The organism is Paenibacillus sp. 2TAB23 (assembly GCF_052115165.1).
Classification (GTDB): Bacteria; Bacillota; Bacilli; order Paenibacillales; family Paenibacillaceae; genus Pristimantibacillus.
Map to the genome: position 1 here is coordinate 33,095 of NZ_JBFRGD010000014.1, position 14,026 is coordinate 47,120.

At 46.0% G+C, this 14,026-nt stretch carries 14 protein-coding genes; 9 read left to right on the top strand and 5 right to left on the bottom strand.

Features of this window, described 5'->3' with window-relative positions; translation table 11 throughout:
* Positions 1-235: 235 nt before the first annotated feature.
* From sufC to AB4Z29_RS19740, 6 genes are all read left to right on the top strand, one after another.
* Positions 236-1,015 (top strand): Fe-S cluster assembly ATPase SufC, encoded by a 780-nt coding sequence (gene sufC, locus AB4Z29_RS19715; RefSeq protein WP_441944709.1) that lies wholly within the window; start codon positions 236-238, stop codon positions 1,013-1,015.
* Between the two features lie 21 nt (positions 1,016-1,036).
* A complete protein-coding gene (gene sufD, locus AB4Z29_RS19720) occupies positions 1,037-2,344 on the top strand; it encodes a Fe-S cluster assembly protein SufD (protein ID WP_441944710.1) in 1,308 nt (435 codons plus the stop codon).
* Positions 2,341-3,567 carry a cysteine desulfurase gene (locus AB4Z29_RS19725; protein WP_441944711.1) on the top strand — a complete coding sequence of 409 codons (1,227 nt, stop codon included), beginning with the start codon at positions 2,341-2,343 and terminating at the stop codon, positions 3,565-3,567. The genes sufD and AB4Z29_RS19725 overlap by 4 nt, the downstream gene beginning before the upstream one ends.
* Positions 3,554-3,985 (top strand): Fe-S cluster assembly sulfur transfer protein SufU, encoded by a 432-nt coding sequence (gene sufU / locus AB4Z29_RS19730; protein WP_441944712.1) that lies wholly within the window; start codon positions 3,554-3,556, stop codon positions 3,983-3,985. The genes AB4Z29_RS19725 and sufU overlap by 14 nt, the downstream gene beginning before the upstream one ends.
* 29 nt (positions 3,986-4,014) lie before the next feature.
* Positions 4,015-5,412, top strand: a complete 1,398-nt coding sequence (sufB, locus tag AB4Z29_RS19735) for a Fe-S cluster assembly protein SufB (protein ID WP_441944713.1) — start codon at positions 4,015-4,017, stop codon at positions 5,410-5,412.
* A 371-nt stretch (positions 5,413-5,783) separates the two neighbouring features.
* Positions 5,784-6,554 carry a collagen-like protein gene (locus AB4Z29_RS19740; RefSeq protein ID WP_441944714.1) on the top strand — a complete coding sequence of 257 codons (771 nt, stop codon included), beginning with the start codon at positions 5,784-5,786 and terminating at the stop codon, positions 6,552-6,554.
* A 692-nt stretch (positions 6,555-7,246) separates the two neighbouring features.
* Here the strand turns inward: AB4Z29_RS19740 and AB4Z29_RS19745 are convergent.
* The 5 genes from AB4Z29_RS19745 to AB4Z29_RS19765 form a co-directional block, all read right to left on the bottom strand.
* Entirely contained in the window at positions 7,247-7,657 is a 411-nt protein-coding gene (locus tag AB4Z29_RS19745) for a CBO0543 family protein (protein ID WP_441944825.1), read from the bottom strand.
* Positions 7,658-7,911: 254 nt separating this feature from the next.
* Entirely contained in the window at positions 7,912-8,244 is a 333-nt protein-coding gene (locus AB4Z29_RS19750) for a hypothetical protein (protein ID WP_441944715.1), read from the bottom strand.
* Between the two features lie 100 nt (positions 8,245-8,344).
* Positions 8,345-8,620: a hypothetical protein gene (locus AB4Z29_RS19755; protein ID WP_441944716.1), complete on the bottom strand. Its 276-nt coding sequence runs from the start codon at positions 8,618-8,620 to the stop codon at positions 8,345-8,347.
* A gap of 294 nt (positions 8,621-8,914) precedes the next feature.
* On the bottom strand, positions 8,915-9,970 hold the full coding sequence (locus AB4Z29_RS19760; protein WP_441944717.1) for an HD-GYP domain-containing protein: 1,056 nt from the start codon (positions 9,968-9,970) through the stop codon (positions 8,915-8,917).
* Between the two features lie 222 nt (positions 9,971-10,192).
* On the bottom strand, positions 10,193-10,915 hold the full coding sequence (locus AB4Z29_RS19765; protein ID WP_441944718.1) for a molybdenum cofactor biosynthesis protein: 723 nt from the start codon (positions 10,913-10,915) through the stop codon (positions 10,193-10,195).
* 102 nt (positions 10,916-11,017) lie between these two features.
* Here AB4Z29_RS19765 and moaA point away from each other — a divergent pair, with 102 nt between their 5' ends.
* The 3 genes from moaA to AB4Z29_RS19780 are packed head-to-tail and all read left to right on the top strand — an operon-like array spanning position 11,018 to position 13,989.
* Positions 11,018-12,019 (top strand): GTP 3',8-cyclase MoaA, encoded by a 1,002-nt coding sequence (gene moaA / locus AB4Z29_RS19770; protein WP_441944719.1) that lies wholly within the window; start codon positions 11,018-11,020, stop codon positions 12,017-12,019.
* 9 nt (positions 12,020-12,028) lie between these two features.
* Positions 12,029-12,499, top strand: coding sequence for a hypothetical protein (locus AB4Z29_RS19775; protein ID WP_441944720.1), 471 nt, complete (start codon positions 12,029-12,031; stop codon positions 12,497-12,499).
* Between the two features lie 41 nt (positions 12,500-12,540).
* Positions 12,541-13,989, top strand: a complete 1,449-nt coding sequence (locus AB4Z29_RS19780; RefSeq protein WP_441944721.1) for a bifunctional metallophosphatase/5'-nucleotidase — start codon at positions 12,541-12,543, stop codon at positions 13,987-13,989.
* The last annotated feature ends 37 nt before the right edge of the window (positions 13,990-14,026 follow it).

Sequence of the window (14,026 nt, forward strand, 5' to 3'; positions counted from 1 at the left end):
GTGGGATATATTTTTTTTGCTCAAAAATAATCTTGACGAAGAGCAGGCTTTCATTGCATTTTCATTGATTTAAATAGACATAATCAGCTGCTGAAGGACAACTCGCATTGATTTATAACAAAAACTATATTAAAATGATTATTGAGAATCATTGAGAATCACTCTATAATAGAAAGTCTATTCTTTATAGATGTGAATGAGCGAATTAAACCAACCTTGGAGGGATCAGCATATTATGGCAACGCATTTTGTCATCGAGGGCCTGAAAGCGGCTATCGACGGAAAAGAGATTTTAAAAGGAATCAACCTTGAAATTAAAGGTGGAGAAATTCACGCGATCATGGGCCCTAACGGTACCGGTAAATCTACGCTGGCATCCGCTTTGATGGGACATCCTAAATATGAAGTGACGGAAGGCACAGCAGTGCTTGACGGTGAAGACATTCTAGAAATGGGTGTTGACGAGCGTGCGCTTGCTGGCTTGTTCCTTGCCATGCAATACCCAAGTGAAATTCCAGGCGTAACAAATTCCGACTTCCTGCGCAGCGCATTGAACGCACGACTTGGCGAAGGCAATGAAATTTCACTTATTAAGTTTATCCGCAAAATGGAAAGCAAGATGAAGGAGCTTGAGATGAACCCTGAGTTCGCTCACCGTTACCTGAATGAAGGCTTCTCCGGCGGCGAGAAAAAACGGAATGAAATCCTTCAGATGATGCTGCTTGATCCTAAAATCGTCGTGCTTGACGAGATCGACTCCGGTCTTGATATCGATGCGCTTCGTATTGTATCGCAAGGCGTTAACGCTATGCGCTCGGAAGATCGCGGTTTCTTGATTATTACTCACTATCAGCGTTTGCTTAACTATATTACTCCTGATTACGTACACGTGATGATGCAAGGCCGCATCGTCAAATCAGGCGGTCCTGAGCTTGCAGAGCGTTTGGAAAACGAAGGTTATGATTGGGTAAAAGAAGAACTTGGCATCGAAGACGAAACGGTCGGCCAGGCTTAAGCGGAGAAGGAGGCATAACGGATGAGTACACAATTAACTACTCCGACAACCCGCCAAGCTGCTGAAGCACTGGCACGCAGCAAAGGCGAGCCGAACTGGCTTGTCGAGCTGCGCGGAGAATCGGCTGAGCTTGCTGCAACATTGGGCTGGCCCAAGCCGGAAAAGGTAAGGATTGAACGTTGGAATTTGACGGCAGTAGGCAGCTACGAGCAGCCGACAGCGGTTAGCGCTACAAGCGAGCTTCCTGAGGTCGTTCGTGAATTGATTACTGAAGGCACAGAAAACTTGCTTGTTCAACGCAATTCCGGCATCGTCTGGAACGGGTTTTCAAGCGAATATGCCAGCAAAGGCATTATTTTCACGGACTTGGAGACGGCATGCAAGGAGCATGGCGAGCTCGTTCAGAAATATTTGTTCCAAGCGGTAGCGAAGAATGAAGATAAGCTGACAGCTCTTCATGCAGCATTGTGGAATGGCGGCGTATTCGTTTATGTTCCTAAAAACGTAGAGGTTGAGCTTCCATTGCAGGCTATTTTCTACAACGATTCCGCAGAGGCGACATTCGCACCGCATATTCTAATCGTTGCAGACAGCAACAGCCGGGTTACTTATGTTGACTGCGTCGTGTCTGAGCCAGGTGCTGGCAGCGCTCCTTTCGTACATCCATCCATCGTTGAAGTGTTCGTGAAGCCTGGCGCTCATGTTCGTTTCAGCTCGATCCATCATATGGGCGAGACCGGTGTAGATATGTCGATTAGACGCTCCATCATTGAGAATGATGGCCAAATGGAATGGATTATCGGTGACTTGAATGACGGCAACACGTTGTCCGACACCAAATCCATCCTAAAGGGAACCGGCTCAACTTCCGATGCAAAAGTAATTAGCGTTGGCAAGAACGCGCAGCAAAACAGCTTGACGACACAAGCCGTTCACTTCGGCAAAAGCTCGGACAGCAACATGGTTACTCGCGCAGTTATGAAAGATTCCGCTTCGGCGATCATTAATGGTATTACAAAGATCGAGAAAGGCGCGACGAAAGCGAACGGCGTTCAGACGGAGAAGGTACTCATGCTGAGCCCGAAAGCGCGCGGCGACGCTAACCCGATTTTGCTTATAGATGAAGATGACGTTACTGCCGGACATGCAGCAAGTGTAGGGCAAGTTAACCCCGAGCAGGTCTATTACCTGATGTCGCGCGGTATATCTAAGCAAGACGCTGAACGTTTAATTATTTACGGCTTTTTGGCACCGGTCGTATCGGAAATTCCAGTCGAGGCGGTTCGCGGTCAACTTCAGCGTTTGCTCGAAAGGAAGCTTGAGGGATGAATATAAATGCGATTCGGGAGCAATTCCCGATATTGCATCAAGAAATAAACGGGCATCCGCTCGTTTATCTGGACAGCGCGGCATCTTCGCAGAAGCCGCGCTCCGTCATTGATGCGGTTAATCGGTACTATGAGCTGGATAACGCGAACGTTCATCGCGGTGTGCATACGCTTGGTTCCAGGGCGACTGATGCCTATGAGGGAGCGCGCGAGAAGGTCGCTAAGTTTCTAAACGCAGGTGCGCCAGAGCAAATCATTTTTACACGGGGGACAACGACTGCTCTGAATTTGGTCGCTTCCAGCTATGCCCGCGCCATGTGCGGCGAAGGCGATGAGATCGTTATCACGCAGATGGAGCATCACAGCAACCTTATCCCTTGGCAGCAAGCTGCGAAGGCGACAGGAGCAACCTTGAAATATATTCCGATGCAGCCTGATGGTACACTTTCTTTGGAGGATATTGAGAAAACGATCACGCCGCAGACTAAAGTGGTGTCCGTTACTTACGTTTCCAACGTACTCGGTTTGATTAATCCAATTAAGGAAATAACACAAATCGCACACCGTAATGGCGCCATCATGGTAGTCGACGGGGCGCAAAGCACGCCGCATATGAAAATCGATCTCCAAGATTTGGACGTAGATTTCTATGCTTTTTCCGGTCATAAAATGTGTGGTCCTACGGGCATCGGTGCATTATATGGCAAGAAGGCGCTGCTTAACAAAATGGAACCGATCGAATACGGCGGCGAGATGATTGATTTCGTTGATCTATACGAGTCCACATGGAAAGAGATCCCTTACCGCTTCGAAGGCGGCACGCCGATTATTGCAGGCGCCGTCGGACTTGGCGCAGCAATCGACTTTTTACAGGATATCGGACTTGAAGAAATTGATCGGCATGAGAGACGTCTGGCTACTTATGCCTACGAAAAGCTGTCATCACTCGATGGCGTAACTTTATATGGTCCAAAAGAAAACCGTGTCGGCCTCGTGACTTTCAATTTGGAGGATGTGCATCCGCATGATGTTGCAACGGTGCTTGACTCCAAAGGAATTGCGATTCGCGCGGGGCATCATTGCTGCCAGCCGCTCATGAGATGGCTGAACGTATCGGCAACGGCTAGAGCAAGCTTTTATTTATATAATACAGAAGATGAAATTGACCGCTTAGCCGATGCCTTACTACAAACAAAGGAGTTCTTCGGTCATGCAATTGGATGATTTATATCGTAGAGTTATAATGGATCATTACAAGAACCCTCGTAACCGTGGAACAATGGATGAAGAATCCGTTACGATAAACCTGAACAACCCAACCTGCGGCGATCGGATCTCGCTTCAGCTCCAGGTCGTTGAAGGCAAAGTGACGAACGCGAAATTCAGCGGCGAAGGCTGTTCGATCAGCATGAGCTCTGCTTCCATGATGACAGAGGCGGTTAAAGGAAAAACATTCGACGAGGCGCTTGCAATGGCTGAGAAGTTCTCAGCGCTAATGAAGGGCGAACCGGTTGAATTTGATGAATATGAGGAGCTGGATGCACTTTCTGGTGTAAACAAATTTCCTGCACGAATCAAATGCGCGACGCTCGCGTGGAACGCTTTGCGCAAGGGCATCGAGCAGCAGCAAGAATCACATTAAAACAAGATTGAAAAGGAGCGTGAATGACCATGGCTAAATCAATGCCGGAAATGGAAGATTATAAGTATGGTTTCCGTGACGAGCACAAAGCCGTATTCGAATCAGGCAAAGGGTTAACGGAAGAAGTCGTACGTACGATTTCGGAAATTAAAGGCGAGCCTGAATGGATGCTGGACTTCCGTCTGAAATCGCTGGAGCAGTTTTTCAAAATGCCGATGCCTACTTGGGGCGGCAACATGGATGAGCTTGATTTCGACGATATCCAATATTATGTTCGTGCATCAGACAAACAAGGAAAAACTTGGGAAGAAGTTCCTTCCGAAATTAAAGAGACTTTCGATAAGCTTGGTATTCCTGAAGCAGAGCAAAAGTTTCTAGCTGGCGTATCGGCTCAATACGAGTCTGAAGTTGTTTATCACAGCATGCAAGAGGATCTTGAGAAGCAAGGCGTAATCTTCACGGATACGGACACGGCGCTTCGCGAATACCCTGAGCTGATGAAAGAATATTTCGGAACGATTATTCCTCCGAATGATAATAAATTTGCAGCGCTTAATAGTGCAGTATGGTCAGGCGGAAGCTTTATCTATGTGCCTAAGGGCGTCAAATGTGAGGTTCCGCTTCAAGCTTACTTCCGGATCAACTCCGAGAACATGGGCCAATTCGAGCGTACGCTGATTATCGCGGACGAAGATAGCTCCGTTCACTACGTTGAAGGCTGTACGGCACCGGTATACAGCACGAACTCGCTTCACAGCGCTGTTGTTGAGATACTTGCGAAGAAAAATGCACGTATCCGCTATACGACGATTCAAAACTGGGCACCGAACATCTATAACCTTGTTACGAAACGTGCAATAGCAGATGAGAATGCGACGATGGAATGGGTTGATGGCAACATTGGCTCCAAACTGACGATGAAGTACCCAGCGGTCGTTCTACGCGGTCGCGGCGCGAAAGGCATGGTATTGTCAATCGCAGTAGCCGGCAAAGGCCAGCATCAGGATGCAGGCGCCAAAATGACTCACCTTGCACCGGATACAAGCTCCACGATTATTTCGAAATCAATCAGTAAACACGGCGGTAAAGTAACGTACCGTGGTCTTGCATCCTTCGGTCGCAACTCTGATGGCGCGAAAGCGAACATCAAATGCGATACGCTCATTCTTGATAATGAGTCAACATCGGATACAATCCCTTACAATGAAATTATGAATGACAACATTACGCTTGAGCATGAAGCTACTGTGTCGAAAGTTTCAGAGGATCAGTTGTTCTACTTGATGAGCCGTGGTCTTAGCGAAGCAGAAGCAACGCAAATGATCGTAATGGGCTTCATCGAACCGTTCACGAAAGAGCTGCCGATGGAATACGCGGTAGAGATGAACCGTTTGATTAAGTTCGAAATGGAAGGTTCCATCGGGTAAAAAAAACGTAGGCGTATCAAGGGCCGAGAGGTTTCCAAAAGTCGGTTGATACCATTCGGGTAAAAATGCCTTAGTTTTTTGAAAATTTATTTGTAGTACTAGTAAAATCCGCAGATATTTTCTGTGGATTTTTTTTGTTATTCGTTAATGAGAAATGCTGAGTTTTTGGCGCACATTCTATTATTCTATGAAATTATTCGTAAGTCTGCTCATGTGAATTTTCAAAGAGTCTATAAAGTCAGTACAGATGTACCTCCGCAATTGCCTCTTTATAGAAAAATGGATAGTAGTCTACGTGATTACTAGGTATATGACATTCCAGATAGCTGCATCTCAACGTAGGATATTTCAAAATCCTAGGAGGTGCTGAATTGAGTTGTACAGGAAATAAGTTTAAGAAAAGATGTCACAAAAAAGTTGTGGTTGTGTGTAAACCGAAAAGACATGCAAAGAAAAATATCATTGTAAAAAAGAAAATCGTAAAGGTAACCTGCCCGAGACCGATTGTAAATGTAAGACCTATTGCTGGTCCAGCGGGACCACAAGGAGCACAAGGAGTACAGGGAGCACAAGGAGTGCAAGGTGCACAAGGTGTGCAAGGAGCACAAGGAGTACAAGGAGTTACAGGACCTCAAGGAATACAAGGGCTCATTGGTCCAGCTGGTGTAACGGGGCCTGCAGGACCTGCAGGAGGAATATCGGACTTTGCTTTCTTATGTAGCACAGAAGAACAAACCATTGCAGCAGCGGAAGTTCCAGGCGGGCAAGGAGGAGCAGTTACTTTCACAGATTCTCTTATTAATGCTACAGCTCTTACTTTTGCTCCTCCTTCAAGTATCGTTATTAACGAGTCGGGTATTTACAATATTAGCTGGGAAGTATTTCCTACAGCGGGTGACAGCGCGTTTGGATTGTTTTTTGATCCTGCTGGTGCGGCACCTGCAGCGCTGGTTCTTTGCAGTAATTATGGTTCTGGTTCAGGAAATCAACCGTACCAAGGCCAAGTCGTTACTCAATTATCGGCAGGCGGAGTTTTAACTTTAAATCGTATCGATAACATGGGTGCTCAGACATTGCAAAACGCTATCGGTGGGGGTACACCAACGGTAAGTGCTTCCATTGTAATTGAGAAATTAGCTTAAATACTGTTTTTGAATAATTAAAAACACTCATTGCTTCGTGCTTTCTTTCCGTGTATAAGTGGCCGAAAGTGTTGGCTGTTTGCTGAAAATCATCTTGTCGCAACCAACCTTTAACAAGATAGATAGCTACACCTTTGTTAATATGATATGAAGCATAGCTGTGGCGAAGGTCATGAATCCATCATTTTAGAAATGCCTTTTTATAGCGCTTATGAAAGTTCGGAAAATGGCAAGGTGTTAATCCACCAAAGACAAATAAAAAATCATTGAATCCGTAGATTTTTCTGCGGATTCTTTTGTTAGGTGGTAAAGCTCCAACAGCTGTTGGTCATTTGCAATAGCTCGGCGCTTCCCGCGTCCATAAGAAGATATCTTGAGTGCACTCAATGGTTTATTACTCAAAACGAATTAGCCGTAATACTGGGAGATCGCTGTTGCGTAAACATGTAAAAATAACGATAAGCTAAGAGAAATTTGAGTGTATCAACTTATTAGGATGCAATGTGATATAGGTTTAACCCATTTAAATCATCTCCTCTTGTTAAGTTAATCCAGTATGTTCATAGATTGCTGGATTTGAATGGGTGTTTTCATATTTCGAAGGAAATAGGTATGTAACAAGGATTTTGAAACAAAATGAGCCTTGTACAAAGCATGCCATTCCATAAAGAAGTCATTCAATCAATAATGGGTTACTTCACTACTTTAATATGCCCTCTAGCAATTAACCATGCTGCCGTAACACATAGATACGCAATGGAGTAGGAAATGAAAGTCCATCCTATATTCCATCCGTTCCCGTATTTTACGAGCCCGAATAGGAGAGCCATGTATTCAAGAAAAGTAGTAAATAAGCTGAAAATCATAATCACAATGACTGGATGGAGTCGAAAAGTTCTTTTACAAAGTGCGTAAATTAATAAAGTACCTAGAACAGCGTATAGACCAAAATCTAAAGGCATTGCTGAAATGGTTTCAATCTTACTGAATTTTGGTTTGTAGTTCCAAAATCCAAAATAGAAGCCAATTGTATTTATTACATTAGAAACTACTGCTGCAATAGGACTAATGATAATAAATAAGGTCGGTTGTTTTCGAACCATGAACGAGGCCAAAACCCAAGGGGTTATAAAGCCGAAAATAATGCTGTAAAGCAAATTTTGCTTCACTCCTTCGTTAAGGGTTTTAATTAAGAAGTATTGTCAAAAATCGAATATATATTCAATTAACATTATGTTCAAGTTTGAAAACGCATATGCATAGGAGGTGCGTTTATTGCGAAGTTTATTGCGAAGTATTTCCTTGCAAATAAAAATCCCCCAGCTTGTGGGGGATGAAAGGGGAACAGACATATTGCTTATACGCCTACATCAACGGCTGTAATGGCAGAAAGCTTAATATAGCGTGGTGCTCCACCTTCATTAATAATAGCAGAACCGTTGCTGATTCCTAAATAGACGCCCGTAAAGGTAGCATCCTCTGTATGAATGCGGATGTTAGGTGTGCCAACTCCGATTTTTGAAAGAATACTTTGAGTGGACATCATCCCGCCCGAACGGTTGCCGTTGCTTCTATTGCCGCCCGAACGATTGCCGTTGCTTCTATTGCCGCCTGAACGACCACCGTTGCTTTTATTCCCGCCTGAACGACTTCCACCGCTTTTGTTGCCGCCGCTATTGTTTTTAGGCAATTGAACCATCTCCCTATTCCTATTATGCGTGTTGCTGTTAGCGAAGTGACGAATGGGCTAGTACATCAAGATCTTTAGATAAATGAGTGCCGATATAGCCTTAAACGCCAACTTCAACAGCCGTAATTTTAGACAGCTTAATGTAACGAGGGACGCCATTCTCATTAATAATGGCAGAGCCATCCGTTATTCCTAAATATACGCCAGTATGTTCCGTGCCTACTGTTCGAATGCGGATATTAGGTGTTCCAACACCGATCTGTGAAAGAATGCTTTGAACATTTCCACCTCCTGAACGATTTCCACCTCCTGAACGATTCCCACCTCCTGAACGATTCCCACTGCTTCGGCTGCCACTGCTGCTGTTCTTTGACATATCCTATCAACTCCTTTGCTAGAATTAATAGTATTCTATGAGATTGATAGATTTGCGTGCGTTACTGCCATGCCCAATTTCATTTTGATCTGATCAGAAAAAGTAAGCCCTGTCGATTCCGAACATTAAGGAAATAGACCGATAACGTAAAGAGCCCGTCTCCAAAAAGAGGAGGAGGGCTATGAAAGGGTAATTCATGTTCTATAGCTGCTTGATATTATTGATAATATATACAGACCATATAATAAAAAAAATTCAACCCCGTCATAAATCGGAGTTGAATTTTGAGAGTGTTTACAGATATACGTGCTGGATTTCATATTCGCGTTCAACGGCCATATCGATAAAATCTTCACCGACTTGGATTAGCGGACGAAAGAACTCCGTTGGGTGCGTCATGACGATAATGCCGCTCTCGCCGCTCACAAGCTCTACGCGCTTCCCAATAAAGTTAGGCATCATATGGCGAATAAAAGTATGCGTAGTGGAAGGGTCAAGCTCTTTGAAGCTTAAACGGTAAAGCTCTCTTAATACATAGAGCAAATCTCGTTTCTGCTGATAAACGCGCTGGGAGATCATGGCGCTATAGATGTCGACAACCGCGATGATTTTGGATACGGGATGGATCTCATCACCGGATAATCCATAGGGATAACCGGTACCATCATTGCGCTCATGGTGCTGAAGCGCTCCGTAAGCGACAAAGGGTTCGTCGAATGATTGCAATATAATTTCATGGCCATATATCGTGTGTTTCTTAACTTCTTCGTATTCTTCTTCCGTAAGCCGTCCTGGCTTGTTCAGGACTTGATCCTCTATGCGGCATTTTCCGATATCATGGAGAAAGCCTGCCTTGCCCACCTTAACCGCTTCTTCGTTTGTATAGCCAACCCATGTAGCCAAATAGTAGGAGAGCATGCCAACCTGAACAGAATGCTGGTAGGTATAATCATCTTTCGTATTAAGCAAAAGCAGCATCGAAACAACGTCGCGTTCAAGCTGCAGGTTATTTAGAAGCGGTCCGAACATGGACGAAACCTCGGCATCATCGATCTTTCCGGAGGCAGAGGCTTTCGTGAAAAGTCCCTCGAAATTTTTGACAGCGTTTTCGTAGAGAGGCTGCACGGTTGGTAGCCATTTGGGGTTTATCGTTGATTCAATCGTTCGACCTTCAGAAGCTTCGTTAGCCCTCAAATCGATATCAACATAATCAATTCGATGTTGAAATAGTCTTGATATATCCTGATTGTTAAGTACTGTTCCTTTGGAGAGTACGTGAAGACCATAATCGTTGAATGTATCATTCGTTAAGCGGTCTCCATCTAGTAATTCTGTAACATGAACCCTCATCAAGACACCTCAATTGCATATAGTAGCGATATATACCTACAATAGTAGCAATGAATGATCATATTGGCAATATGAGGATATTACAATAGCGACTAAATACCTATTATTTCAGCATAAACTGACCTTGCGTTCGTTCGTTTATCCGCAACTTGAACTAATGCAAGGCCATTGCTATATGGGCTTATTACATGCATAGCTGGATTGTTACTCCATGTCAATCGTTTAGTTGTTTGTAAGCTGAGTTGTCGGATTCCAGGGCCCGAGCTGATGCCCTTTCCATTCCGAGCCATCCTCCCATATTTCTTTCTTCCATATAGGTACAATTTGTTTGAGGCGCTCGATCGCATAACGGCTAGCCTCGTAGCAGCTATCGCGATGCGGAGAGGATACCGCAATGACGACACTCGTCTCTGCGAGTCCAACGACACCGATGCGATGACTGATTGCGCATAAAGCACCAGGCCAGCGCTGGGCAATCTCATCGCCTATTTGGCGCATCGTAGCAATAGCCATAGGGGCGTATGCCTCATATTCAAGCCTAACTGTACGTTGTCCATGCGTCCATTCGCGGGTCGTTCCTACGAATGTAATGGCAGCTCCATGCTCAGGAACGATGACTTTGGCAAGTACGTTATCCGAACTGATGGAATCTGAGGTAATCACATATCGCTCCACGTCCTCGGCAGCACCTTCTCCGCCAGAAACCGGAGGAAGCAAAGCAAGCTCGTCTGAAAAGCACAGTATCGTTGTATCGGCTGCGTACGCATGATTACGGGCTATAAAGGCAGTCTGAATGATAGCCTTATGTTCAGGGTAGAGGGCTATGATCGCTGTTTTCAAATCAAGCGCGTTCATTTCTTCACTCTCGGTTTGCACATGTATAGAAGCAGTGCCCAGCCGCTCAGGAAGGCCGGCAAATAGTTTAATAGACCAGTCAAATGTCATGATATATAACCTCTCATCATCTAGGGTCAAAGCTGTTTATAGAATATCATAATTCAAAAAAAAATGTTATGCTAATACGTAGACAGAAAGGAAGTGAGATTCATGCCGGCATTGGTGGATCGTTTTGGACGGGTACACGATTATTTGCGAATTTCAGTTACCGATCGTTGTAATTTGCGATGTTTATATTGCATGCCAGAAGAGGGAATGGAATTCACGGAATCCGAAAACTTAATGTCTTATGACCAAATCGTAGAGGTAGTTGAGGCAGGCGCAGCGCTTGGCATTACGAAGCTGCGTATCACGGGCGGAGAACCATTGATTCGACCAGGTCTAGACGGACTGATTAGCCGATTATCTGCCATTCATGGGATTCAAGATATAGCATTAACGACTAATGGAATATTTCTTGCCAAGCAAGCTGAAGCACTGCGCGCCGCAGGCTTAAACCGAGTGAATATCAGCTTGGATACGCTGGATTCTTCAAGATTCCGTTTTATTGCGCGCAGAGGCGAATTAAAACGCGTCATGGAAGGCATAGAAGCGGCCGCAGCTGTTGGCTTCGATCCGATCAAGCTCAATTGCGTGCTGCTTAAGGAAGTCAATGAGGATGAAATTGCTGATTTCTTGAAGCTTGCCTACGAGCAGCCGATGCATGTGAGGTTTATTGAATATATGCCGATTGGCCACGCGGATGAAAACTGGAAAAAGCATTATTTGCCGCTTTCCCGTGTACTTGAAGTTGCGGAGAAGGAAGGGTATGCGATTAGCCGTAGAACTAGCGTGCACGGCAACGGTCCTTCTGATGATTGGCAGATGGAGGGAGCACGCGGCTCCTTCGGACTTATTCATCCGATTAGCGACCATTTCTGCAGCAATTGCAATCGCCTGCGACTAACGGCAGATGGATCGATTAAACCTTGCTTATATTGGGTGGATGAGCTGAATATAAAGGATGCTTTCGGCAAACCCGATGAAATGAAGCGTTTGCTGCTGCGGGCAATGGACATTAAGCCCGAGAATCATGAAATGGCTGCAAAACTGGCAGACGGCGCCCAAACCCATGTTCCTACGGAGCGCCGTATGTCCCAAATAGGAGGATGACCTTTATTTATGCATGAGATACGAATTGAGCATTTCATGCTCGGCTCCTTCAAGGCAAGCCCGGAGGATATGGCAAGCTTGGCTGGAAGCAGCTTCAAGATCGCAAATAGAGTTCCGGATACCGAAGGAGAGGCCTTCGACTGGCAGCTTTGGTATGCGAAGTGGGTAGAACAAGCAAGCGGATCAGTTTCCATTCCAGCACCGACACATCTCATTGTGGAAGCAGCGGATACGTTCGAGGCGCTAATCCCTTGGGAGGAGCTTGGCGATGCCGCGGTGCTTTATGCACTTGAAGGACAACGATTGAGCCAAACTGGACCGATTCGGCTGTATGTGCCAAACGGAAGCAGCAAGTGCCTGAACGTCAAAAGCATTGTTAAGCTGAGTATGGTGAAGCATAATGCGGAGGCGGCAACAGAAAAAGCAGCATATGGCTTTAAAAATACATTTTCTGTGAATGAATTGCGTAAAAACAAATAGAATGGCTTGCTGCGCTGGCATGATGGAATAGGGAGGCGTGCATGAATTTGACGGACAGCTTTCATACAAGAGTGGTGCTTCTGCACAGTAATGATATTCATAGCCGCTTGGAGCAAGCCGCCCGAATCGCAACGTTTATCGCCGAGGAGCGTCGATTATACGGCAGCGATCATGTGCTGGCTGTAGATTGCGGCGATCATATGGATCGGATGCGAGTGGAAACGGAAGGCAGCGACGGAGCCGTAAATGTAGAATTATTGAATCAAGCGGGTTATGAGGTCATTACACTTGGCAACAATGAGGGGCTTACTTACTCCTCTCAAATAATAAGCGATGCCTATCGCGACCGGGCGAAATTCTCGATTGTATGCGCCAATATGCTGGACTCGCAAACGGGAGAGCTGCCGGAATGGCTGCTTCCGAGTACCATTGTCCATAAAAATGGCCTGCGTATTGGATTGATAGGTGCGACCGCGTCTTATACGGAATTTTATTCTTTGCTCGGCTGGCAGGTAACTGATCCATTCAAGGCTGTACAGGAGCAAGTTAGCAAGCTGAGAGAGCATGTTGACGTTATTGTAGTCATGTCGCATCTAGGCATAAATGTAGATAAGCTGCTAGCGGAGAAGCTGGATGGCATCGATCTTATTATTGGGGCGCATACGCATCATTTATTGGAAGAGCCGCTCTTTATTGACGGAACGACGATATGCGCAGCCGGGAAATTCGGAGAGTATCTCGGCCGTGTCGAAATCGGAATCGATCCGATTTCGTCACGGCCTGTATTCCGCGCAGCAGTCGTGCCTACGGCCGCCTTGGCGGAGCATCCGGAAGCTGCCGCGATTATCGGCAGCTATCTGAAGGCGGGACAGCAGCGACTGAGCCGGGTCATTGCCCGGCTGGAATCGCCGCTGCCCGCCAGAGCCGAGCGAGAATCGCCGCTCGGCAACCTGCTGGCCGCTGGCCTGCGCCGCTGGACCGATGCCGAAATCGGCATGGTCAACACGGGGCAGCTGCTTGGCGGCCTCGCGCAGGGGGACGTGACAGCAGGCGAGCTGCACGCCCTCTGTCCTTCACCGATTAATCCGTGCCTGATGACGATTGCAGGCATGGAAATACGCATAGCGCTAGAGCAAGCGCTGCTGCCGGAATTCATTCACAAGCCGATCAAAGGTTACGGCTTCCGCGGTGAAGTACTCGGCACACTTGCAGTGGATGGCTTATCCATCACTTATGACTCCGCGAAGCCGCAGATGACAAGGCTAACCAGCGTTTCCGTCAACGGAGAGCCGCTCGAGGATGAGCGGCTCTATAGGCTGGGTACGATTGATATGTTTAGTTTCAAAGCAGGCTATGAGTCGTTAGCTAATGCCGTTCAGCAGCAGTATTATTTGCCAGAATTTATAAGAGATGTAATTGCCGCACAGCTGCAGGATCCGTCGGCAATTATCGAAAGTCGTCGTCTGCGATGGGAAAATAGATCGTTATAGTCAAAATTAGAAGTATTATCGACAATTAATGTCGAAA

Excerpts from the sequence above, each read along its gene's own strand:
- AB4Z29_RS19780 (WP_441944721.1), top strand. The coding sequence starts at position 12,541 with ATGAATTTGACGGACAGCTTTCATACAAGAGTGGTGCTTCTGCACAGT.
- sufB (WP_441944713.1), top strand. The coding sequence starts at position 4,015 with ATGGCTAAATCAATGCCGGAAATGGAAGATTATAAGTATGGTTTCCGT.
- AB4Z29_RS19755 (WP_441944716.1), bottom strand. The coding sequence starts at position 8,620 with ATGTCAAAGAACAGCAGCAGTGGCAGCCGAAGCAGTGGGAATCGTTCA.
- AB4Z29_RS19765 (WP_441944718.1), bottom strand. The coding sequence starts at position 10,915 with ATGACATTTGACTGGTCTATTAAACTATTTGCCGGCCTTCCTGAGCGG.
- sufC (WP_441944709.1), top strand. The coding sequence starts at position 236 with ATGGCAACGCATTTTGTCATCGAGGGCCTGAAAGCGGCTATCGACGGA.
- sufU (WP_441944712.1), top strand. The coding sequence starts at position 3,554 with ATGCAATTGGATGATTTATATCGTAGAGTTATAATGGATCATTACAAG.
- moaA (WP_441944719.1), top strand. The coding sequence starts at position 11,018 with ATGCCGGCATTGGTGGATCGTTTTGGACGGGTACACGATTATTTGCGA.
- AB4Z29_RS19745 (WP_441944825.1), bottom strand. The coding sequence starts at position 7,657 with ATGGTTCGAAAACAACCGACCTTATTTATTATCATTAGTCCTATTGCA.
- AB4Z29_RS19725 (WP_441944711.1), top strand. The coding sequence starts at position 2,341 with ATGAATATAAATGCGATTCGGGAGCAATTCCCGATATTGCATCAAGAA.
- sufD (WP_441944710.1), top strand. The coding sequence starts at position 1,037 with ATGAGTACACAATTAACTACTCCGACAACCCGCCAAGCTGCTGAAGCA.
- AB4Z29_RS19760 (WP_441944717.1), bottom strand. The coding sequence starts at position 9,970 with ATGAGGGTTCATGTTACAGAATTACTAGATGGAGACCGCTTAACGAAT.
- AB4Z29_RS19775 (WP_441944720.1), top strand. The coding sequence starts at position 12,029 with ATGCATGAGATACGAATTGAGCATTTCATGCTCGGCTCCTTCAAGGCA.